General features: G+C 44.0%; 21 protein-coding genes, 1 rRNA gene and 1 pseudogene. 13 read left to right on the forward strand and 10 right to left on the reverse strand.

Annotated features, from left to right (window positions below; genetic code table 11):
- Positions 1–2 precede the first annotated feature (2 nt).
- On the forward strand, positions 3–560 hold the full coding sequence (locus LEP1GSC047_RS19295) for a gamma carbonic anhydrase family protein (protein WP_010415853.1): 558 nt from the start codon (positions 3–5) through the stop codon (positions 558–560).
- A gap of 163 nt (positions 561–723) precedes the next feature.
- Positions 724–1,851 carry a bacteriohemerythrin gene (locus LEP1GSC047_RS19300; protein ID WP_010415851.1) on the forward strand — a complete coding sequence of 376 codons (1,128 nt, stop codon included), beginning with the start codon at positions 724–726 and terminating at the stop codon, positions 1,849–1,851.
- Here LEP1GSC047_RS19300 and LEP1GSC047_RS19305 read toward each other — a convergent pair.
- From LEP1GSC047_RS19305 to LEP1GSC047_RS19330, 5 genes are all read right to left on the reverse strand, one after another.
- Positions 1,848–2,492: an LIC_13215 family putative lipoprotein gene (locus LEP1GSC047_RS19305; protein ID WP_010415849.1), complete on the reverse strand. Its 645-nt coding sequence runs from the start codon at positions 2,490–2,492 to the stop codon at positions 1,848–1,850. The genes LEP1GSC047_RS19300 and LEP1GSC047_RS19305 overlap by 4 nt on opposite strands.
- A 70-nt stretch (positions 2,493–2,562) precedes the next feature.
- Complete coding sequence (locus LEP1GSC047_RS19310; RefSeq protein ID WP_010415847.1) at positions 2,563–2,961, reverse strand: hypothetical protein; 399 nt, start codon at positions 2,959–2,961, stop codon at positions 2,563–2,565.
- A gap of 170 nt (positions 2,962–3,131) precedes the next feature.
- Complete coding sequence (locus LEP1GSC047_RS19315; protein ID WP_020989045.1) at positions 3,132–3,554, reverse strand: hypothetical protein; 423 nt, start codon at positions 3,552–3,554, stop codon at positions 3,132–3,134.
- Positions 3,555–3,942: 388 nt separating this feature from the next.
- Entirely contained in the window at positions 3,943–4,542 is a 600-nt protein-coding gene (locus tag LEP1GSC047_RS19325) for a cytochrome C oxidase subunit IV family protein (protein WP_010415841.1), read from the reverse strand.
- Positions 4,543–4,640: 98 nt separating this feature from the next.
- The gene (locus tag LEP1GSC047_RS19330) at positions 4,641–5,831 is read right to left on the reverse strand and encodes a hypothetical protein (protein WP_010415838.1); all 1,191 of its coding nucleotides are present in this window, start codon (positions 5,829–5,831) and stop codon (positions 4,641–4,643) included.
- An 86-nt stretch (positions 5,832–5,917) separates the two neighbouring features.
- Here LEP1GSC047_RS19330 and LEP1GSC047_RS19335 point away from each other — a divergent pair, with 86 nt between their 5' ends.
- The 3 genes from LEP1GSC047_RS19335 to LEP1GSC047_RS19345 all read left to right on the forward strand — a co-directional run bounded on the left by LEP1GSC047_RS19335 (position 5,918) and on the right by LEP1GSC047_RS19345 (position 8,430).
- Positions 5,918–6,712 carry an LIC13212 family protein gene (locus tag LEP1GSC047_RS19335; protein ID WP_010415835.1) on the forward strand — a complete coding sequence of 265 codons (795 nt, stop codon included), beginning with the start codon at positions 5,918–5,920 and terminating at the stop codon, positions 6,710–6,712.
- A gap of 236 nt (positions 6,713–6,948) precedes the next feature.
- The gene (locus LEP1GSC047_RS19340) at positions 6,949–7,827 is read left to right on the forward strand and encodes an ankyrin repeat domain-containing protein (protein WP_052580767.1); all 879 of its coding nucleotides are present in this window, start codon (positions 6,949–6,951) and stop codon (positions 7,825–7,827) included.
- Positions 7,828–7,881: 54 nt separating this feature from the next.
- A complete protein-coding gene (locus tag LEP1GSC047_RS19345) occupies positions 7,882–8,430 on the forward strand; it encodes a hypothetical protein (protein WP_010415830.1) in 549 nt (182 codons plus the stop codon).
- Positions 8,431–8,544: 114 nt separating this feature from the next.
- Here the strand turns inward: LEP1GSC047_RS19345 and LEP1GSC047_RS19350 are convergent, their stop codons facing one another.
- Both LEP1GSC047_RS19350 and LEP1GSC047_RS19355 read right to left on the reverse strand, forming a co-directional pair.
- Positions 8,545–8,766, reverse strand: coding sequence for a hypothetical protein (locus LEP1GSC047_RS19350; protein WP_039935820.1), 222 nt, complete (start codon positions 8,764–8,766; stop codon positions 8,545–8,547).
- Between the two features lie 85 nt (positions 8,767–8,851).
- Positions 8,852–10,201, reverse strand: coding sequence for an MFS transporter (locus LEP1GSC047_RS19355; protein ID WP_103186167.1), 1,350 nt, complete (start codon positions 10,199–10,201; stop codon positions 8,852–8,854).
- A 161-nt stretch (positions 10,202–10,362) separates the two neighbouring features.
- Here LEP1GSC047_RS19355 and LEP1GSC047_RS19360 point away from each other — a divergent pair, with 161 nt between their 5' ends.
- From LEP1GSC047_RS19360 to LEP1GSC047_RS19370, 3 genes are read left to right on the forward strand one after another with little or no spacing between them, the layout of a single operon-like run.
- Positions 10,363–10,590 carry a (2Fe-2S)-binding protein gene (locus tag LEP1GSC047_RS19360; protein ID WP_010415823.1) on the forward strand — a complete coding sequence of 76 codons (228 nt, stop codon included), beginning with the start codon at positions 10,363–10,365 and terminating at the stop codon, positions 10,588–10,590.
- On the forward strand, positions 10,587–11,240 hold the full coding sequence (locus LEP1GSC047_RS19365) for a RibD family protein (RefSeq protein ID WP_010415820.1): 654 nt from the start codon (positions 10,587–10,589) through the stop codon (positions 11,238–11,240). The genes LEP1GSC047_RS19360 and LEP1GSC047_RS19365 overlap by 4 nt, the downstream gene beginning before the upstream one ends.
- 38 nt (positions 11,241–11,278) lie before the next feature.
- Positions 11,279–11,896, forward strand: coding sequence for a biosynthetic peptidoglycan transglycosylase (locus LEP1GSC047_RS19370; protein ID WP_010415818.1), 618 nt, complete (start codon positions 11,279–11,281; stop codon positions 11,894–11,896).
- Here the strand turns inward: LEP1GSC047_RS19370 and LEP1GSC047_RS19375 are convergent.
- The gene (locus LEP1GSC047_RS19375) at positions 11,893–12,282 is read right to left on the reverse strand and encodes a c-type cytochrome (RefSeq protein ID WP_039935565.1); all 390 of its coding nucleotides are present in this window, start codon (positions 12,280–12,282) and stop codon (positions 11,893–11,895) included. The two genes, LEP1GSC047_RS19370 and LEP1GSC047_RS19375, sit on opposite strands and share 4 nt — an antisense overlap.
- A gap of 126 nt (positions 12,283–12,408) precedes the next feature.
- Here LEP1GSC047_RS19375 and rrf point away from each other — a divergent pair.
- The 5 genes and pseudogenes from rrf (at position 12,409) to LEP1GSC047_RS19395 (ending at position 16,146) form a co-directional block, all read left to right on the forward strand.
- A 5S ribosomal RNA gene (gene rrf / locus LEP1GSC047_RS19380) occupies positions 12,409–12,525 on the forward strand.
- 459 nt (positions 12,526–12,984) lie between these two features.
- A complete protein-coding gene (locus LEP1GSC047_RS19385; protein ID WP_039935567.1) occupies positions 12,985–13,209 on the forward strand; it encodes a type II toxin-antitoxin system Phd/YefM family antitoxin in 225 nt (74 codons plus the stop codon).
- A gap of 7 nt (positions 13,210–13,216) precedes the next feature.
- The gene (locus LEP1GSC047_RS19390) at positions 13,217–13,648 is read left to right on the forward strand and encodes a type II toxin-antitoxin system VapC family toxin (RefSeq protein ID WP_010415814.1); all 432 of its coding nucleotides are present in this window, start codon (positions 13,217–13,219) and stop codon (positions 13,646–13,648) included.
- Between the two features lie 74 nt (positions 13,649–13,722).
- Positions 13,723–14,007, forward strand: a pseudogene (locus tag LEP1GSC047_RS21440) (transposase); the annotation flags it as partial.
- Between the two features lie 1,704 nt (positions 14,008–15,711).
- A complete protein-coding gene (locus LEP1GSC047_RS19395; RefSeq protein WP_010415808.1) occupies positions 15,712–16,146 on the forward strand; it encodes a hypothetical protein in 435 nt (144 codons plus the stop codon).
- Between the two features lie 94 nt (positions 16,147–16,240).
- On the opposite strand, the gene gcvP is transcribed toward LEP1GSC047_RS19395, so the two are convergent.
- On the reverse strand, positions 16,241–19,132 hold the full coding sequence (gcvP, locus tag LEP1GSC047_RS19400) for an aminomethyl-transferring glycine dehydrogenase (RefSeq protein ID WP_010415806.1): 2,892 nt from the start codon (positions 19,130–19,132) through the stop codon (positions 16,241–16,243).
- Positions 19,133–19,140: 8 nt separating this feature from the next.
- Positions 19,141–19,533 (reverse strand): glycine cleavage system protein GcvH, encoded by a 393-nt coding sequence (gcvH, locus tag LEP1GSC047_RS19405; protein WP_010415804.1) that lies wholly within the window; start codon positions 19,531–19,533, stop codon positions 19,141–19,143.
- Positions 19,534–19,538 lie beyond the last annotated feature (5 nt).

Raw genomic sequence — 19,538 nt, forward strand, 5'->3', positions numbered from 1 at the left:
TCATGAAAATACACGAGACCGCATTTATTCATCCGGCGGCAACTTTAATCGGCCTTTTGGAGTTGGGACCGTACGTATCCGTATGGCCGGGAGCGGTGCTTCGCGCCGATATGAATTCCATTCGTTTAGGTGAAGGGGTAAATATTCAGGATAATACCACTCTACATACGGACTCGACTACGGGAATCTTTATCGACGAGTATACCTTGGTAGGTCATAACGCGATGCTGCACGGTTGCAAAATCGGTAAAGGCTGCTTGATCGGGATCGGGTCCGTGATTTTAGACGAGGCGGAGATCGGAGACGGCGCAATGGTTTTTGCAGGCTGTATGATTCGAGGAGGGAAGAAAATTCCACCTCGAGCGATGGTCGTACCCAAAAACGGGGATATCGTAATTTATCCGGGAAAAGCAAAACCGATTACGACGATCGCCGGTTGTCTCGAATACATTGAGTTATCTAAGCGGTTTCTAGCGAATCGATTCGGGCCATTCTCCCAGGAAGAAGAATTACAATTCGTTAAAGAAGCGGAGCGAATCGTCTCTCGCTTAGGGATCTAGTTTCCACTAACCTTTCTTTTCCTTCGTTTCAGGATTCACTTACCGGGGATTGATATTAATCAAGCGTTCAGCCGGTCTCTGATCACAACCTTCCGCTTCCCATTCCGTTAGTCGACTTTAGCTTGGAAAAGCGGATACACTTTTTTGCTTAGAGGAGGAGACTGTGAAGGACAGCACAATCGTAAGAATTCGAACCATTTGGCAGACCTTTGACATGGCCCTAAATATTCCCGCCATCGATAAGCAGCATGTATGGCTGATAGCAATGATCGTCGAATTAGAGGATGACTTGGAATCGGCCGACCCAGTCTCGATGGAAAATAATTTTACGAGGACTTTGACCCGCGCTTTGGATTATACCATCGAACATTTCTCTTTGGAAGAGAAAGTCCTTGAAAGCATCAACTATCAAAAATTGGGTCAGCATAGAATTCAGCATAGTCGATTTATCGCGGTTTTAAGAAGAAGAGCGAGAGAAAGGGTTACCGGCGATTATAAAAAGGCCGCACTAAACCTTCTCCGGAATTTAAGAACCTGGTTGTTTCAGCATATTCTTTCCGAGGATCGGGCCTATCTCGACGCGGTACAGATGCATTATGAAGAAATCAAGGATTGGATGAATTCCCACTTCGCAAATTCCCCCCATAGCGATGAAGTCGAGGAACTTTATAGAAGAGTGACGAATTCCTCGGAAACGAGGAAAGAATTCGAATTTCAAACGATCGGAGAGGATAATCTTAAAATAATATCCGAACTTTGGTTCAGATACAAATTGAAGACGGGAATCGCCATAGTCGATATGCAACATCTTTGGTTGTTACAACTATTGGTTAGAACGGAAAAATTGCATCGTCAAAGATTGAAGCAAGAGATCAAGACCGAGGTATTAGGCAGTCGGATCAAGGAAGCTCTGACTGCTACGATAGATTATATTAAAGAACACTTCAGTACGGAGGAGGCAATCATGAGAAGATTTAATTTTCATGACACGAATTCGCATATCAAGCAGCATCGAAATTTTAACGGAATAATAAACGACCTGATTCAGAGGAGTAGAAACGACGATACGGACGCTATATCGAAATTGCTGCAGGATTTAAAGGATTGGCTGATAAGTCACATCGCCGTCGAAGACAAAAAATTATTCTATTTCTTTCGATCCCGTCTAGGAGAGGTGAACGAATACGTAAGAGAATTGAACCAGCAAGGAAAAATTCATATTTGGAAAGATGCGGTAAGCATATACAGACTACTCGTCGAATACGAGGAAACGCCGAGTCTTAAAGCCTAAGGTCCGGGAGAATTCGCGCTTTTGCTTTCCCTTATTCCTTTTAAGGTAGAAAGAATTTTCGGTCCTTTCGACTTAAATTCATCTTCGGGAGTCGATCCGGTGATAATATATGCGTTGCCGTCTTTTAAAAATATAAGTTGATAATTATGAATTTCCGCCGATTGTTCGAAATTTTCCAATAGGAATCTGCCCTCGATTAGGGCAGCTTTTTGCTTTCCTATCGTCAGTCGCTGGGGCACGGAAAGCATTTCGTAATTCTTATATAAGTTCGAATAGAGTGCCCCAATCGACGCGATATAATCGTCTAAAGTCGCTTTGGAGTAACGGGCCGGAATCGGTTCGGAAACGAAGTTAATGCTGGTACGAATGCCGGGCTTCGTATATTCGTCCGAGTCGAAAAGATAAAAAAGGACCTTCAAATCCTGTTTTGAATCCGCTTTTTTCGAGTTCTTTTTTATGGCGGGCTTTTCTTTTTCTTCGGATACGGATTCGCTATAAATCCAACCTTCGTAATTTAGGATCAATCCTAGTTCGGGGATCTCGACGGTCTTGGTGATTTCCGGGACCTTCTCTTTGCAAGTAAAGAATAGAATTATAATCGAAGAGCCGATAACGGTAAAATTTCGAATTTTCGACTTCATTTAGAGACTGGTATTTTCCAGGTCGCTAAACTACATTCGATTTTTCTCGAAAGGCAAGTACTTTCCGTATTCAGGCTCTTCTACGACGAAACAATAGCCCCGACCATATCGAATCGACGGCGCAGACTTTTACGTCTACGAGCCCGTTTTTAAGGCCGATCTCCCGAACCTTCCCCTCTTTTACATCCGTGATCACACCGGAGCTTCCTTTCGGCCAAGAAATCCAAACCATTCCTTTTTCCGCTAGAAAGGTTTCGAACTTGGGAAAATATATTTCCAGCTCTTTTGCAGATTTTGTAAAGAGATGAATATAATCGAATTTTCCGGAAAGTTTCTTTTTAAATTTAATTCCTTCCGGTAGGTTCTCCAGAAGGTCGAAAAAGTACGTAGGCTCGCCGATCAGTATCGCTGTTTGACCTTCTTTGAAACCTAATTTCTTAGCGAGAGGGGTTCCCGAATAACCGGCCATATTTTTCTCCTATAGTATAAACGATAAGCGAAAAGGAAAAAAGTCGATCAAGTATTTGATTATTATCGAAATGCGATGAACTCCTGACTTCAAAACGGGCTGGCGAGCCGGAATGAAAAACCGATCGAGTTTAGCTTTTTATTATCCAATAAAATTCAGAAGCGACTATTTTATAAATTTGGGATATAGGAACTTATCAAATGTGCAAGTTCGATCATTCCGTTCGATTTAACATACGAAACGAATATAGACCAGGGAGGAATATTCCTTCTATAAGGCTCGGTGCTTGGTCCGGTATAGAGTCCACCGCCCGGTCCTGCGTAAAGCCCACCGCCCGGTCCTGTATATAATCCCCCGCCGGGACCAGTATAAAGCCCGCCGCCCGGTCCTGTATACAATCCCCCGCCGGGACCGGTATAAAGCCCGCCGCCCGGTCCTGTATACAATCCCCCGCCGGGACCGGTATAAAGCCCGCCGCCCGGTCCTGTGTAAAGTCCCCCGCCGGGACCAGTATAAAGCCCGCCGCCCGGTCCTGTATATAATCCACCACCAAGACCGGTAAATTGATCGCGTGGCCAAGTTAATTCTATCATAATTTGCTTTTGTTCGCTCCGATTGCCGAATCTAGGGCGAAATACGAAAGAGGGATATTTTGGAAAAATATTCGGGCTTTTAATTTAAGAGCAAGATCATTTCTGAAATCGTGGGTAAATTTGCAATCTTTGAAAGGTCGGGATAAAGTAAATTTTGGATTCTCCGGCTGCGCCATCGATAGATTTCGCATAAATGAATTACGCTCTTTTAATTTTTAAAAACGCATCCTCTCGTAAAATCTTATTCAAAATTGCGCATTTTCCGCGAGACGGTTAGCGATGGTAGACCCTCGAATTTACGAATGTCTTCTTTTAACGAACGTATTAAAAAGCCGACCTATTAAGGCCGGCTTACAATCTTTTCAAAGGTTTAGGATAGTACGGGTTCTTAATAGGGGAAACCGAGATAGATTTTGGAACGGGTAAAGATATCTGCAACGCAGAAACCGAATAGAAGGAGCAAGAAGAGGAATCCGGATCCGAAGATGGCCCTGTTCATTAGGTTATCGTATTTTAAGTGCATAAAGTAACCTAAGACTAAAGAGGCTTTGATTGTCGCGACCAACATTGCAATGACCGTATTGGCGGCACCGAAGTCGATTCCAGCTACCCAAACAGTAAGGATTGTTCCTATAATCAGGGCTGCAAAGACTAAGCTGTACGTCTGGATGGAGATCAGGTGATGCTCGCCGTGACCTTCGTCGGCGGTATGAGAGGCAGACGAGGCAACCGCCGCAGGACTAGATTGCAATTTCGTTTTGCCTGCATCGACCGCTTGCTGTAAGGCTTTTCCTAAACGCGTGCCTTTATTTTTGTCCAGGTAGGACTTCAGCTTGTCTTCTTCCACGATTTGAGCGGCGAAATTGACCACAAAACCTGCGACTGTCGTACTAACGATGGCCCCGCCGCCTACGACAAGTCCTGTGAAAGGAATTAAAAATCCAATGCTTACGATGATGTAAAGAGAGTAGTTGAGAAACAGTTCCATCTAGTATCCTTATCCGACCCTAACGGATCTAAGGTCTTTTGCGGTCCCTTAGGGACTGGAGCCAGTCTCGGAGGTAGGGAAAGAATCACAAGTACATTTCAGCTAGCGAAGGTCGCCCTCGACCTTCCTGCGATTTCTTCCGCCAGTAAAAACGGATCTCCGACCTCCTCTTTCGGAATTCGAAACCAAAGAAGAACTTTCGGGTGGTGTTTTCCGGAGTCCGAAAAAAATGGAGATAGCGGAAAGATCTGCCAGGACGTATCCTTTTCCCATTCAAGAAGTTGGGAATACGGGTCTCGGTCATTGCGGTTTTTATGCGAAACGAATAGCGCCAAATCCCGATATGTAGGGAGCGAAAATTTCTTTTGGAGTTCAAGAAGAACCCGGCCCATAGTCCAACGGAAATTAACTTCCGAAATCTTCCGCAAACGGAGATTTGAACCCTCTCGATAGATAAAGGAGTCGATCGACCCGAATCCGGAGTACGACGGGGCAAATTCCCGGAGTCGTTCGAGAATACCCTTCATTTGATTTAAATATTGTTCCGTTTCGGAAGCTTCTGCGATCCATGTTCCCGAATATTTTCCCTTTGAATTCGAGAGGAGTAAGGTGCCGGCTTCCAATCTAAAATTCCCTTCCTGAGCGGAAAATAATAGGCTGAGATCTTGAATTCTATCCACCCATGGTTCCAGAATCGATCCTGTATCTCTCGTTTTAAAAAAATCCTTTTTGGACGGAAAACCTAGATCGACCGGGAGAACGAATTCATGTCTTCCTGAAAAACCGAAGTCTAGCTTTCGAACATATAGAGGAAAATTAGGCGTGAGATTTCGGGCGCCTCGCCAGGCTTCTTCGTTTTGAAACGTCCAGGCGGGAAATTCTTCGATACCGCAATTTGCTTTCCAGATGGATTGTCGAATTTTGGAGGAAAGCCGAAATGATTCTTCGTAAGAAGAGGAATCGCGAGTAAAGGATCCTTGCGTCGAAAGCCGGGCGATTTTCCCCCACTCTTCCAAAATAATAGGCTCTACAATACGTTCGGACCGAATCTGTCTTTGGAAAATGCGTATGGGTGTCGCAATAGACCATCCTTTCTTTTTCCAATAGGAGTACCATCGGTCTTCGGGTGTCGAATGGGCTACAATTTCTCCCAGACTTTTTTCGGGTCCCGTCAAGACCAAAAAGCAGGATTCGACGACCGCATTCTGTCCTTCTAAACCGATCGGAAAAATATCCCCGTTGAGTAGCTCTTCTTCAAAGTAGGCGTTCGGGCGAAAGATTCGTGTCATAATCCGATATGTATCGGGGAAAAATTCCTTCCCCTGATCAAGAATAGGGTGTACTCTTCTCGATATATAAAGAGTAGGTAATCCGTATGAAAACCCGATTCTTGATTCTTTTCCTTGTTTCGCTGGTTTCTTTCCGGCTTCAGGCTGCTCCTAAAGTTCTTACTATGGAAGAGAGAGAGGTGGAACGTCAAATCGAGGCGATTCGAAAGGCGGGGTTCTCGGATATTGAAATCGATAATCTGCATGCATCCATTGCGGAGAATATTTTCAAAATTAATAAACTACTGCAACTGGATACAAGTAAAAAAGCTCTGCGTTATATAGGAGACGAACCGCAAGACCTACCTCAATTCTTAAAAACCGATCGGGACAATAAGGCTTATTTAGAAATCGATATGGGTTCCGGCGAATCGTTTTGGGATTTTCCGAAGACGTACTTATACAATGCGAGAATTTTCATTTATCCCGGCAGCACTCCTGAAAAATTAGATAAGATCATTATGCAGTTTAAGAGAACGAACTCCAACGGAGAAATTTTCGTTCGAGAAATGCGACGAGTGATCAATTTGGATCCGAAAGGGCCTCAAGTCACCCAAGACGGAAAACGGACTCCTAACAATAATAAAGAGATTAAACTGGAATACTATTCTAGTTATGATACCGAATTTATTTGGCCGGACACTCCGACTCAACCGATCCAAGCCGGAGTAGAATCGAAATTGCACGACGAGGGCAACCCTCTTCCTTACAATAAGCAAAAGCAGATTATCTTAACCTATAAGAAATATCTAAGAAAAGTGGATAAGAATGTTCGCTATAAACTCCGTGATTTAGACCTGAACCAAAAACGCCTCATTTCTAAGATGCTGGAATTCCAATAAACTCCTTATAGAATAAATTCCGCGCCGAGAGCGGAGTCTAGCTACCGAATCTTCGATTCTATTCCAAATAGAATACTATCTGAGGTTGATATAGGATCGGATTCTAGCTTTTTCGCTTAACGATCGTTTATAATCTTTAAAAATCTTTGCGGCGGCGGTTCCGATCCTAACGAAGAATCGGAGAATATCGATTGACCGACAGCACTGAACTTAAAAGATTTTTAATCGAAATCAAAATGAATCGACGGTTCTCGGAAAAATTTCTACCGTTCCTTATTCTCCTATCGACCGTTTTTCTGACGGACTGTGCGACTCGATTGGCTTCCGTAATTGAAAAAGGAAATAACGAGCAGGCCGTTAAAATGCTGGAAGCAGGAGCAAATCCGAACGACTCGGGAACCTGCAATACTCCTCTTCATATGGCGGTGAAAAAAGGAGAGTTAGCACTAGTGCAACTCCTCTTAAAAAAAGGAGCGGATCCGAATCTACGTTCCCGGGAATGTAATTATAAGGATCTATTCGGCCAATACAAAGCTAATAATCGGAGCCCGTTGGAAGCCGCTAAGACATTGGAAATCGCCAAGATTCTTTTCGAAGCCGGTGCGGATCCTCGCTGGGGGAGCTATGAGGTTACGGATACAATAACGAATTGGACTCCCCTCTATCGAGCGGTACTAGCCGAACGGTACGATATCGCCAAGTATTTAGTCGAAAAAGGTGCGAACGTCAATTTATACGACGATATGAACGGAAAGCATATCCTATTGCGATTGCTTTCGGAAAGGAAAGATTCGAGAGCAAATATTTTACGAGGTTTGTTACTGGCAAAAGGGGCAAGGGAATTAAACTTTATCGGTTCGCTTAAAAAAAACATTTCGGATAGTCCGACTAATTCTTATCGACATATTCCAACCGGAAATGTAACGATAATGACTCCTGAAATGATTTCTTACCTAAAAGAGTCGCCCGACCAAGCCGTTCCGATCACTTATTCAATCGCGGACGGGAGATATTACCATTATTCCGAGTTTGAGTGGACGGATACCAAACAAAACTTGCACGAGTGGTTGCTTCTGAAGCGGGCCGAATATGAGGCTTTAAAAAAGAAGAAATAAAATAATCGTTTTTCCCGCTTGCCTTTTCTAAAGAGGGAAGGTATCACTTTCCCCATGGCTCTCCATTCCGTTTTCGGTAAACTTCAATTTAAATTAGGGGAAGGCGATGTTTGTGTCCTTTCCTCGCCTTACGAATTCGAACCTGCTCTTTCAAGCTTAGGAGGTCCAGTCGACCGTGCCCTACGTTCCGGAAAAAAATATCGTCTGATTCTGGCCTTTGTTCAAACGGAAGTCGAGATTCGAAACATCGCATCGATGGTTCCAACCTGCCTTGCCGAAGACGGATTATTATGGTTGGCGTATCCGAAAAAAACTTCCCGGAAGTTTAACGTCTCCATCCATAGGGATGCCGGGTGGGACCCTTTGGGGAAAGTGGGATATGAGGGCGTGCGTTTGATTGCAATCGATGATGATTGGTCAGCGCTTCGGTTTCGTCATTCTTCCCTGATCAAGACTCTGGATCGCGACCCGAGCTTAACTCTTAGCGAGGAAGGTAAGAAAAGAGCTACCGCTCGCAAGAAGTCCCCCGGGAAAAAAGCCGCCGCAAAGAAAAAAGCGCCAAAAAAGAAAGTTTTGGCGAAGAAAAAAACCAAGAAAAAATAGCGCAGAAGCGAAATTGGATAATTGCATTCGGGTTTTATGAGATTCGACAAAACGGGATTTAGAGCCGGATGAATTTGATTCTAACGTAATACTGTAGAAAAGACCCGAGTTCGTTTATAATCCAGAATCACGTCTGACTATCAGATCGCTGATTACTTTCTCGTCCGTCAGGTATTTTCTATTCAGGTATGAGATCGCATAATTCAGGAACTTCGGAACTTCCTTGCCGGCTTCCAATAAATCCAGCTTTGTTTGAGTAAGCTCATCCATGGTCATCAGAGCTAACCGTCTTTGGCTTTGGTGGGATTCAAATTCATCTTCCGTTTGAAATTCGATTCCTGCCATAGAAAAAATATAGCACGATTCGGTATTTCTGGCAAGCGAGTACCGAAAGGATTTCCCGGCTTAAAGGATTTTCGAATTAAGGATGCTTATGCCGCTTATCATATTCGTCCGACTTCTTAATTCCTCTTTCTTCGTTCACAAATAGATTTACGAGCAGCGCAATCAGAAAGAAGACGCTGACGGCGAGAAATGCATTACGCAGGGATAGGAGCGTCTGCAAAACGCTTATCGCGACCAACCCGAATGCCGCGGCTACCTTTCCGGAGAGTCCCCATAAGCCGTAGAATTCGCCGGATTTCGATTCGGGAGAGAAAATTCCCACGATAGCCCTGCTTGAGGATTGTGTAGAACCTAAACCTGTACCGGCTAATATCGTAATTCCTACGAATGTCCATTGTTCGGACACGTGGATGCCGAGCGAATTAATAAAGGACGCGACTTCTCGGACCCAATAAATCAACAAAAGACAAACGATCCATAACGCTAACGTAATATTAAATGTTTTTAATGCTCCAATCTTGTCCTGGATAAAGCCGAATAATACCGCTCCGACGGCCGCGAATAATTGAATAAAAAGAAACATCGCAATTCTATGTTCTTTTTCCATCCGAATTTCCTGGGTCCCGTAGATGAATGCGAAGCTGATAACTACGCCTAACGCCGCCATTGCAAAAAATAAGGATACTAGATATATGGCCATATCTCGGAAGTGTTGAATGTCTTTAAAAGTGCTTTGTACTCGGTCAAATCCGATCTTTAAATAACTGATGCCTTCCGGTTTCGGACTTCCTGCAGAGTATTCCTTTAGAAGCAAGAAAGTCGGAATTCCGGCGACCAAGAAGAAAAAGGCGGTGTAAGGGCCTACCAATCGCATGTTATCATAATTGGATGGGACCGGTTCCCCTAAAGTATCGACGAGAGCAACGGCTGCAATTCCGCCGAAATAGCCGATTCCCCAGGCATAGCCCGAAATTTTTCCGAGTTCATGCTTAGGACCTAGAAAAGGAAGAAAGCTGGAGGTGAAATTTTCTCCCGAAGCAAAAAAGAAATTGGAAAGAATTATTAATAAGAATGCCAACCCGAATTGACCGGGCGAAACTACGAACCAAAGGGCCGCCGTTGTGATTACGCAAAGAATGTAGCTCCAAAATAAAAATGCTTTTTTCTTTGCGGAATAATCCGTAACCGCTCCGAAGATCGGTCCGGTAATAACGACAATCAGATAGGAAAACGCCAACGCGAGCCCCCAGAGAAAATTTCCAGTTTCATATGGATTGTCCGAATTTGTCGAAGGCGGGACGATTAGTTGGCTGAAAACCACACCGTATGTTACGCTTATAATTACAGTCGTATAACTGGAGTTGGCAAAGTCGAACATGCACCAACCCAGGATCTCTCTCATGGGGGCGCGTTTGGTAACTTGCATATTCGGATGGATGTCCTTCTATAGAAATTTCAAAGGAGAATATGTGGTAAAACCACTCTGTCAACGAGAAATATTTTGCAAAAAATTCTCTTGCATGAAGTTGTTTCATCGGTAGTTTTGAAAGAAGCCTTCCGTTTTGGAGTCCAATATTTAAACGGCTCATGAATTCCTCCGATTTTAATCAGATTGACTTAAATGCCTTAATGCGCCCTCGCAAAGTCTGCGTTTGCAATCAGGTGTCCGAAGAGGAAATAGTGAGTTCCATTCGTAGAGGCAACGATACCCTTGGAAAGTTGATGCAGGATACCCTTTGTTGTACCGGATGCGGTACTTGCCGAGGTAAAGTGACGAAGCTACTTGCAGATACTCTCGCGACCCGCGCCGAATGAATCTTCCTTATCTATCCGTAAATATGGCGATGACTCTGGACGGAAAAGTTTCCCGTCCGGACGGAAAGTGGTACGGTCTTTCTTCCAGGAACGATAAGAAAAGAATGGATGAAATCCGTGCAATTTCAGACGGACTGATTCTAGGAAAAAATAGCTTAGTAAACGACGATCCGGTAACTCGTTTGCGGTACGTGGATCAAGAGGGAGAACCGCGCCCTATATTATTGGTTCGAAACGGGACGTTGCCGGAAGACCGAAACGTCTTTCAAAATTCCCGAAAAAAACCGCTCCTATTCTGTACAAAACGTAACGAATCTTTAATTCGTTCGAATCTTTCCGAACTGGCCGAAATCATGGTATTGGGCGACGATGATATCGATGCTAAGAGCGTGATGCAAACGCTATATGATTTAGAATTTAAGAATATTCTTTTGGAAGGAGGCCCTCGGCTTAACGATTCCTTTTTTCGAAAGAATCTGATTCGAAGGATTTATCTTACGATCGTACCTTTCCTGATCGGCCAGTCGAATCTGCCTTCGTTAGCCGACGGGAAATTGGCTTACCCATCTTTCGATAACGATCAATGGAAGCTGGTATCATGCGAACAACAGGAAGACGAAGTCTTTTTAGTCTATGATAAACGAATATAACGACTTCAACAAGCAATTCGGATTCGCATTTATATCAAATGATAAAACTAAGTTTTGTTCGAATAATCATTCTCCTATTAACCCTAGGACTCATATACTTCCAGACCTTTCCGGAGAAGCAAATTTTGTTTTCGGAGAATCGTTTGGTATTTCTGCCGGAAAACTTGGAATCGATACAATTGGAACCCGATTGGGTGCGATTGGACGAGCTTCCGGCCGGTAGCACCAGCTATTTAGTCGAAGTTGAAGATGCTAGATTTTATCGACACGCCGGTTATTCCCTTTCGGATATCCAATCTTCGGTTTTGCAGGCCGTCGTTTTCTTTAGGAAATTGCGAGGCGCCAGCACTCTCGATCAACAGTTGGCTAGAACATTATTTTTGTCCAGGGATAAGACCTTATCAAGAAAGTTGAGAGAAATCCGAATTGCACAAAGCTTGGATTCCGAATTAGGTAAAAAAGGAATTTTGGAATACTATTTGAATTCGGTTTACTGGGGAAGAGGTCTTAACGGAATTCATAAATCGTCGGCGTATTATTTCGGAAAGCATCCGCGAAACTTAGAATTACGGGAATTCAAAGCATTGGTTCAAATTTTAAAAAAACCGGATGCATATTCGAGAGAGGAAGTTCGCAGCCTAACGGAGCTTTTTTAATTCGGTAGCCGTTCGATTTTATTCGCTAGAGCCCAGATCCGCTCTTCGCTTAACTCTTTACCGAAGGAGGGCATGCTTTGATTTTTTCCATCACGTATGATTCTAAATATTCCCGCTCTCATCTTATCCCCGCCGAAGAAAAACCCCATTTTCATTCCGAACGTCCCGAACTTTCGAGGAGTCGGTTGCATCCCCTCAGGCGGAACTCCTGATAGTCCGTGGCAGGCTGAGCATTTTTGCGACCAGTAAATGTCGGCAAAGGATAGAAGTTCCGGACTGAATATTTGCGGTTTTTTAGAAAGCTCCGGTTTCATTTGCGTCGAACTACAGCTATAGAGCAAAACGCTCAGAATCGTCGTCGTAGAAATAGGTAAAAGGAATCGCATCGATAAATTTCATTCGCCGGATAGAATGAAAGGAAACCTTTTTCCTCAAAGATTATTAAAATTCTAATTCTTTTCCGCAAAAAAGGTTCGACAAATCCGATCGAATCCAAATACTGACCATAGATTCTCGGTGATTATAGAGAGAGGGTCACACCCGTTCCCATCCCGAACACGGAAGTTAAGCCTCTCATCGCTGATGGTACTGCATGGTTCGCTGTGTGGGAGAGTAGGACGTCGCCGGGTTTTTGCAATGATTCATTTTAGTAAAACCCGACTATATTTAGTCGGGTTTTTTATTTTCCACCTTTTCGATCAAGAGCAAAGGGTCTATCTTACATTTCTAATATACTTTCAACCGAAGTTTTAAGAGCGTTATAGAAATTTTTTCTTTCATTGATAGCGGAGGGCAGAGGCCAGAGGACAGACGCGTTCGCTTTGCTCACGCTAGACAGAAGCTGCTCGAAGTTCGAAAGACAGCAGGGGTAGAGGAGAGATCTACTGTAACGCAAGAATCTTTCTTGAAGAACATGGAAACTCCGCTTGTCAATGTTCTGTCCGTGTTGGACTAAAGCCCGCCGCATCCCTTGCGCGGAGTGTGCGAAAAATTTAATACGTTTTCCCGACATCGATTTTGTTAAATAATCGTCATCGAGGGATGTAAAATAGTGGACATGCGAATGTGGTCATATTTATAATCAAGATGTGAAGATTTCGGCGGCCAAATTTAAGACTACGTGTCTAAACCTTATGGACCGGGTGCAGAAAACCCATGAAGAAATTATAATTACTAAGCATGGGAAACCGGTCGCAAAGCTTATGGCTGTCGAAAGCCTCGAGAACTCGAATCTATTCGGTTACTTAAAAGGAAGAATCAAGATCGAAGGGGATATCGTTTCTAGTACAGGTGCGAAATGGAACGAAGACTAATCTATTCATGATCGTTCTAGATACTCATGCCTGGATTTGGCTACTCGAAGGTGATTCAAGGATCAATAAAAAGCCGATACTTACTAAAATTTATAAAAACATTCCGACTCGAAGTATTTTCGTTTCCGAAATATCCGCGTGGGAAGTCGCAATGCTCGTAAGTAAAAAACGAATCAAGATCTCAGGATCACTCGTCGATTGGATTCACGAGGGGCAGACAGCTCCAGGTATTCAGTCGATTAACCTAACCCCGGAAATTATTTCCGAAAGCGTATCTCTTCCGGATTCGTTTCATGGAGACCCCGCTGATCGTTTAATCGTGGCGACGGCTAGAATTTTGAAAGCAGAACTAGTTACGATGGATAAAGCGATCCTACGTTATTCCAAGAAAGGAAACGTAAAAACGCTGAGTCTTAATTCCGCCAAGCCAAAGCGTTAAAGGTATTTACTAAGAACCTGTCCCAAAGCTTGCTTGTACGTAAATCCGTAAATATATAATATAGAGAGCATGGGATCGAAATTAGACATCTAGATATACCTGAACTCCAATGGTTCAAACTAAAAGAGTTACTCCCTAAAGATACAAGAATCATTACTAACGGCGGACGGCCTCGCTTGGATGATAGAACGGTGCTTGCTGCGATATTCTATCGAGTTAAAACAGGAGTTCCTTGCAGGCATATCCCTCCGATGTTCGGCAGCAAATCGACTCTTCATCGGAGATTTTAGGAATGGGGAAAAGCGGCAATTTTTGATAAAATTCATAAAGAAGCTTTAAAGCTCTATGAATATTCTATCTTATGAGAATGGCTTAAAAGTAGTTTTGGGACAAACTCTAAGTAAATTCCATTCCGAACTCAGAATACCGTAGGAATTTCCACACTGATTTCGGAACGAAAAAGGGTTGCCCTTCGCGGTTTTTGCGACATACGGCGACTCCAACGCCTATCTCCGGGTTTACGCACAATATAAACTTTTAGGTAATGGAATGCACTATAGGAGGCGCCCACTACCGAGCTTTCAAGGCAGCCGTTCTGGAATTGAAACAAACCCGCGCCCGATGACGGGAAATTAGGGGATTTATCTTCTAAATCGAGCCATTTCCCTTAAGAGATTATCTAAAATCCTCCATCCGCTTTAAATCGAACCGTACTGCAATGGAAGCCTATTAATATTTATCAAGACTGTGAAATAACCTAGCCATGCTTTAGGAGAACCTTTTTAAGCAGTTCGTTCTTCAAATTCTATCTGACTCACGTATCCTAAAAGAAGTGGGGCCATTGTATATTATAAAATACTTCTATAGTATCGAAGAATGTAGACGTAGCTTCTTCGATGCGATGAAACTATTATATTCCGTTTTACTTTTAAGTGAGGGAACTACGTACCAAGAAAGACCCTGGCACAACGTTGTTCCAACAGTTTCTTTTTCCGCTCATCTTTATCTTTCTCGTTTTTTCAGCGAAAAACGCGTCTGCTTTTGCGGAACTTGGTTATGAAAAAGTGAAAGGGATCCATTTTTGCATTTCGAATTACCCTGTCTGTTAAGCGGTGTCTTCCTTCTCGATTTAGTGTGCGAAAAATTTAAGACGTTCCCGTTTTTAGAACGTACATTCAATAATAACTTATTTTTATTTTCCTTTTTGACTTTGTCGACTTGACTACTTCTCTAAGTAGCAGTAGAATTCGGTCCGCTTATTGAAACGGAACCCGAGGGAAGTTAGAAAAGAGATGGGTTAAGTGTCTATCAAAGCGGGTTTTCAAGACGAACTATGGCGGTTGATTCCTGACTGTGTTTGGTCGGGGGGAATTCCCCTCCCGGCCCACCTTTTTGAAGTATATCGTTAGCAGCCCGGAAAGAGAAGACGGAGAATCGAGGGCGGGAATCTACCAATCATTCTGAACGAGATATTACAGGACGGAGGTCGGTCGGATACATCGGGAATTCAGAGGACGGAAGACAGAAGACTGAGGACAGAACATTGATAAATGGAGTTTCCATGCTATAGAGAAAGATTCTTGCGTTACAGTAGATCTCTGCTCTACCCCTGCTGTCTTTCGAACGTCTAGCAGCTTCTGTCTAGCGTGAGCAAAGCGAACGCATCTGTCCTCTGCTAGCGGCAACGATGTGTAGGGTGCGAAGCAGTCGCAGCGCTTGCGGATAACGGTTTATGTTAAAAGAAAAGAGGCGCTGAGACCGGAGCGAACGCGAAGCCCGGAGCAGCGTGGCCCGAACGAAGTGAAGGGAGCCGCCCGTACAGAGGACGGAAGACAGAAGACTGAGGACAGAACATTGGTGAGCGGAATTTCCACGTTACAGAGAAAAATTCTTGCGTTACAGTAGATCTGACCTCTGTCCTCTGTTATAGGTCGAATTTTCTTCATCCCCCGATTCGTAACGTTTCAGAATAAATATTTCTCCTAAAATAAATTTCCGAATCGCAAAATCCTGCGATGAGTTGATCCTGGGTCGATAGATTTTCCCCGGAGGACTCAATCTTAATGAAAAATATGTATATCTATTTGCTGAGAGTGACTCTTAGCCTGACGTTATCCCTAACGATTTTATTCGCGTTCGGCTCGGTGCGAGCCGAGTCTCAATGTCATGGTCTATCAAAAGGGCAGTGTGAGGCCGATTCCGATTGTACATGGGTTTCGGGATACCAGAAGCAAAGCGGTACGAATGTGGATGCTTACTGCAGGGCAAAGCCGGGTAAGGCGGGAGAAGGAACCCATTCGGATCATCATTCGAAAAAGAAAAAGGATGAGGCCGGCGATACCGTAAAGAAATCGGAATCTAAAAAATCGCACGAGAAGGAAGACAACGAAGAAGAAAAAGATTCCAAAAAAGTTAAGAAATCCAAGAAAGATAAAGATGAAGACGATGATAAGGATTCAAAGAAGTCTAAGAAATCCAAGAAAAAGAAAGGGGAGTAATATATCTCTTCTCCTTTAAAAAATGATATGGATACGAAAAAGCCGGAAGAATTCTTCCGGCTTTTATTTTTCATGAGCAGATAAAAGAGATTTGCTAATCTTGCAAATAATCTTCGATCGGAAGACAAGAGCAAACTAAATTGCGATCTCCGTAAACGTTATCGATCCTTCCGACATAAGGCCAAAACTTATGTTCTTTCGTCCAGTTGGTTGGGTAAGCCGCTTTTTCGCGAGTGTAAGCGTGTCTCCAAGAATCGGACGTTACCATTGCCGCAGTATGTGGAGCGTTTTTGAGAGGATTATCTTTCGGGTCCGCTTTACCGTCTTCGATTTCTTTTATTTCGTCGTGAATTAAGATCATTGCTTCGCAGAACCGATCCAATTCTTCCTGAGATTCGGATTCCGTAGGTTCGATCATCAACGTACCAGGAACCGGAAAAGACATCGTAGGAGCGTGGAATCCATAGTCCATTAATCGTTTGGCAACGTCTTCGACTTCGATTCCCGATGTCTTCTTAAACGGGCGAACGTCCAGAATACATTCGTGCGCGACGAAGCCATGTTTTCCCTTGTACAATACGGGGTAATAATTTTCCAAACGCTTTGCTACGTAATTAGCATTTAAAATTGCGGCCTTCGTCGCATATTCTAAACCCCGGTTCCCCAATAAAGCGATATAGACCCAGGAAATAAGTACGATACTCGCGCTTCCCCAGGGAGCGGCAGACACGGCGCCGTGCATATTTCCTGTTCCGTTATCGACCAATGGATGTCCTGGTAAGAAAGGAATTAAGTGTTTAGCCACGCCGATAGGGCCGACACCCGGTCCTCCACCGCCGTGCGGAATACAAAAGGTTTTGTGTAGATTTAAGTGGCAAACATCGGCTCCGATATCCGCCGGTCTCGTAATTCCGACCTGGGCGTTCATATTCGCGCCGTCCATATAGACTTGGCCGCCGTGTTCATGAACGATCGAACAGATTTCCTTAATGGATTCCTCATACACGCCGTGAGTGGAAGGATAGGTGATCATTAAGGCGGCTAAATCATTCGAATGTTGCAGAGCTTTTTCCTTTAAATCGGCCACATCCACGTTTCCTTCGGCATCACAAGCTACGACGACGACTTTAAATCCGGCCATTGCCGCTGAGGCCGGATTTGTGCCGTGAGCGGAAATCGGAATTAAGCAAATATTCCTATCCTCATCTCCCTTGGATAAATGGTAATTTCGAATGGCCAAAAGGCCGGCATATTCTCCCTGCGAGCCCGCATTCGGTTGCAAAGAAATCCCGGAAAATCCGGTGATTTGAGAAAGCATCGTCTCGAGCTGACGGAAGATCGTTTTATATCCCTCCGTTTGTTCCGCGGGAGCAAACGGATGCAAGGAAGAAAACTCGGGCCAAGTAATCGGAAGCATCTCGACCGTAGCATTCAATTTCATGGTGCAGGATCCGAGCGGAATCATCGAAGTCGTCAGAGATAGATCCCTTGATTCTAACTTACGAATATAACGCAGCATTTTAGTTTCCGTATGATAAGAATGAAAAACAGGATGCGTTAAATACTCGGAAGTTCTTTTGAATTCGTTTGGAATGGAATCTTCGGCTAAAGAAAGATCGATAGAAGATCCTCCGAAGATGGAGAACAAATCTTCTAGATCCTTGATTTCCACCGTTTCATCCAGAGCGATCGCGATTTTACCGTTTTGAAAATCTCGAAGATTAATTCCTTTGTCTCGAGCGCTTTTTAGAATTGCGGCGGCTTTCGATCCAAGATTTAGCGTAATCGTATCAAAATAGGATTTATTTTCTATCTCGATACCCAATCGAATCAAATTCTTGGCCAATGTTTCCGTTAATTTATGAATCCTTAATGCAATCTCCTTGAGACCGGTCGGTCCGTGATAAATCGCATACATCGACGACAAAACCGCTAACAGAACTTGGGCCGTGCATATATTCGATGTGGCTTTATCCCGACGAATATGTTGTTCCCTCGTTTGTAGAGATAAGCGTAAGCCGGGTTTTCCTTGGCTATCCTTCGATACGCCTATCAAACGGCCGGGCATATTTCGTTTAAATTCGTCTTTGGTCGCAAAATATCCGGCATGAGGGCCGCCGAACCCGAACGGTAGACCGAACCTTTGGTTAGTTCCTACTGCGACGTCCGCACCGAATTCGCCCGGTGGTTTAAGAACGGTAAGCGAAATCAGATCCGCAGCGCAGATTGTAAGAGCTCCTACGGTATGAGCTAACTGAAAAAATCGCTCGTAATTATGAATACTTCCGTCCGTTCCCGGATACTGAACTACGACCGCGAAATAGTCTTCGTTAAGTTCCGCGCTAGAATGGTCGCCGACATTTACTTCGATTCCGAGAGGGAGAGCACGAGTGCGAATGACATCTATCGTTTGCGGATGGCATAGTTCGGAAACGAAAAGAAGTTTTGCAGTTTCATTCTTCTTGACTGCGAACGCTAGAAAAACCGCTTCCGCAGCAGCAGTCGCTTCGTCTAACAACGACGCGTTTGCAATTTCTAAACCGGTCAGATCCATGATCATCGTTTGGAAGTTTAGCAGAGCCTCCAAACGTCCTTGGGAAATTTCCGCTTGATAAGGAGTGTAAGCGGTATACCAACCCGGATTTTCCAGAATATTTCTTTGAATTACGTACGGAAGAACGCTTCCCTGGTATCCGGCTCCGATATAAGAACGAAATATCTTATTCTTGGAGGCGATTCCCTTTAGATCCTCCAGGATCTTTCTTTCGGTGGAGGGTTCCGGTAAATTCAAACTCTGTAATAAACGGATCCCTTCCGGAATAGATTTGGCAACCAATTCATCCAGGCTCGGTAAACCTAGTAAGGAGAGCATATTCTTAGTCTGCTCCGGATCGGGTCCGACATGCCGTCGAAGGAAGGTATCCAAAGGCGATAATTGGCCTTCTAATTTTGTATTCCCGGTCGGGTTCCAGGTAGCTGCGTTCATTTTATTACCTAATCCAGTTTGCTGACGAATTCTCTATAAGCTTCGGAATCTAAAAGTTTTTCCACTTCGCCGATACTAACCCCTTTTACGCGAATCATCCATGCGCCGAACGGATCGGAGTTTACCGTCGCAGGATTGCTTCCGAGCGCCGAATTTATCTCGCTGACTTCTCCCGTGATCGGAGAATAAAGATCTTCCGCAGCTTTAACCGATTCGATCGTGCCGAAACTATCGAATTGTTTAATGGATTTGCCGATTTTCGGCAGATCTACGTAAACGATATCTCCTAACGCTGCTTGGGCATAGTCAGTAATTCCGATCAGAGCCGTTTCGCCTTCTATCTTGACCCATTCGTGCTTTTCCGTAAATCGGTATCCTGATGGTGGGTTAGTCACTGCCATTTAAC

Source organism: Leptospira inadai serovar Lyme str. 10, from assembly GCF_000243675.2.
GTDB classification, from domain to species: Bacteria; Spirochaetota; Leptospiria; order Leptospirales; family Leptospiraceae; genus Leptospira_B; species Leptospira_B inadai.

Bases quoted from the DNA above. Each gene is read 5' to 3' on its own strand.
- LEP1GSC047_RS19355 (WP_103186167.1), bottom strand. From the start codon at position 10,201: ATGCAAGTTACCAAACGCGCCCCCATGAGAGAGATCCTGGGTTGGTGC.
- LEP1GSC047_RS19325 (WP_010415841.1), bottom strand. From the start codon at position 4,542: ATGGAACTGTTTCTCAACTACTCTCTTTACATCATCGTAAGCATTGGA.
- LEP1GSC047_RS19370 (WP_010415818.1), top strand. From the start codon at position 11,279: ATGATAAAACTAAGTTTTGTTCGAATAATCATTCTCCTATTAACCCTA.
- gcvH (WP_010415804.1), bottom strand. From the start codon at position 19,533: ATGGCAGTGACTAACCCACCATCAGGATACCGATTTACGGAAAAGCAC.
- LEP1GSC047_RS19375 (WP_039935565.1), bottom strand. From the start codon at position 12,282: ATGCGATTCCTTTTACCTATTTCTACGACGACGATTCTGAGCGTTTTG.
- LEP1GSC047_RS19330 (WP_010415838.1), bottom strand. From the start codon at position 5,831: ATGACACGAATCTTTCGCCCGAACGCCTACTTTGAAGAAGAGCTACTC.
- LEP1GSC047_RS19360 (WP_010415823.1), top strand. From the start codon at position 10,363: ATGAATTCCTCCGATTTTAATCAGATTGACTTAAATGCCTTAATGCGC.
- LEP1GSC047_RS19340 (WP_052580767.1), top strand. From the start codon at position 6,949: ATGAATCGACGGTTCTCGGAAAAATTTCTACCGTTCCTTATTCTCCTA.
- LEP1GSC047_RS19335 (WP_010415835.1), top strand. From the start codon at position 5,918: ATGAAAACCCGATTCTTGATTCTTTTCCTTGTTTCGCTGGTTTCTTTC.
- LEP1GSC047_RS19310 (WP_010415847.1), bottom strand. From the start codon at position 2,961: ATGGCCGGTTATTCGGGAACCCCTCTCGCTAAGAAATTAGGTTTCAAA.
- LEP1GSC047_RS19345 (WP_010415830.1), top strand. From the start codon at position 7,882: ATGGCTCTCCATTCCGTTTTCGGTAAACTTCAATTTAAATTAGGGGAA.
- LEP1GSC047_RS19390 (WP_010415814.1), top strand. From the start codon at position 13,217: ATGATCGTTCTAGATACTCATGCCTGGATTTGGCTACTCGAAGGTGAT.
- LEP1GSC047_RS19295 (WP_010415853.1), top strand. From the start codon at position 3: ATGAAAATACACGAGACCGCATTTATTCATCCGGCGGCAACTTTAATC.
- LEP1GSC047_RS19305 (WP_010415849.1), bottom strand. From the start codon at position 2,492: ATGAAGTCGAAAATTCGAAATTTTACCGTTATCGGCTCTTCGATTATA.
- gcvP (WP_010415806.1), bottom strand. From the start codon at position 19,132: ATGAACGCAGCTACCTGGAACCCGACCGGGAATACAAAATTAGAAGGC.
- LEP1GSC047_RS19395 (WP_010415808.1), top strand. From the start codon at position 15,712: ATGAAAAATATGTATATCTATTTGCTGAGAGTGACTCTTAGCCTGACG.
- LEP1GSC047_RS19365 (WP_010415820.1), top strand. From the start codon at position 10,587: ATGAATCTTCCTTATCTATCCGTAAATATGGCGATGACTCTGGACGGA.
- LEP1GSC047_RS19315 (WP_020989045.1), bottom strand. From the start codon at position 3,554: ATGATAGAATTAACTTGGCCACGCGATCAATTTACCGGTCTTGGTGGT.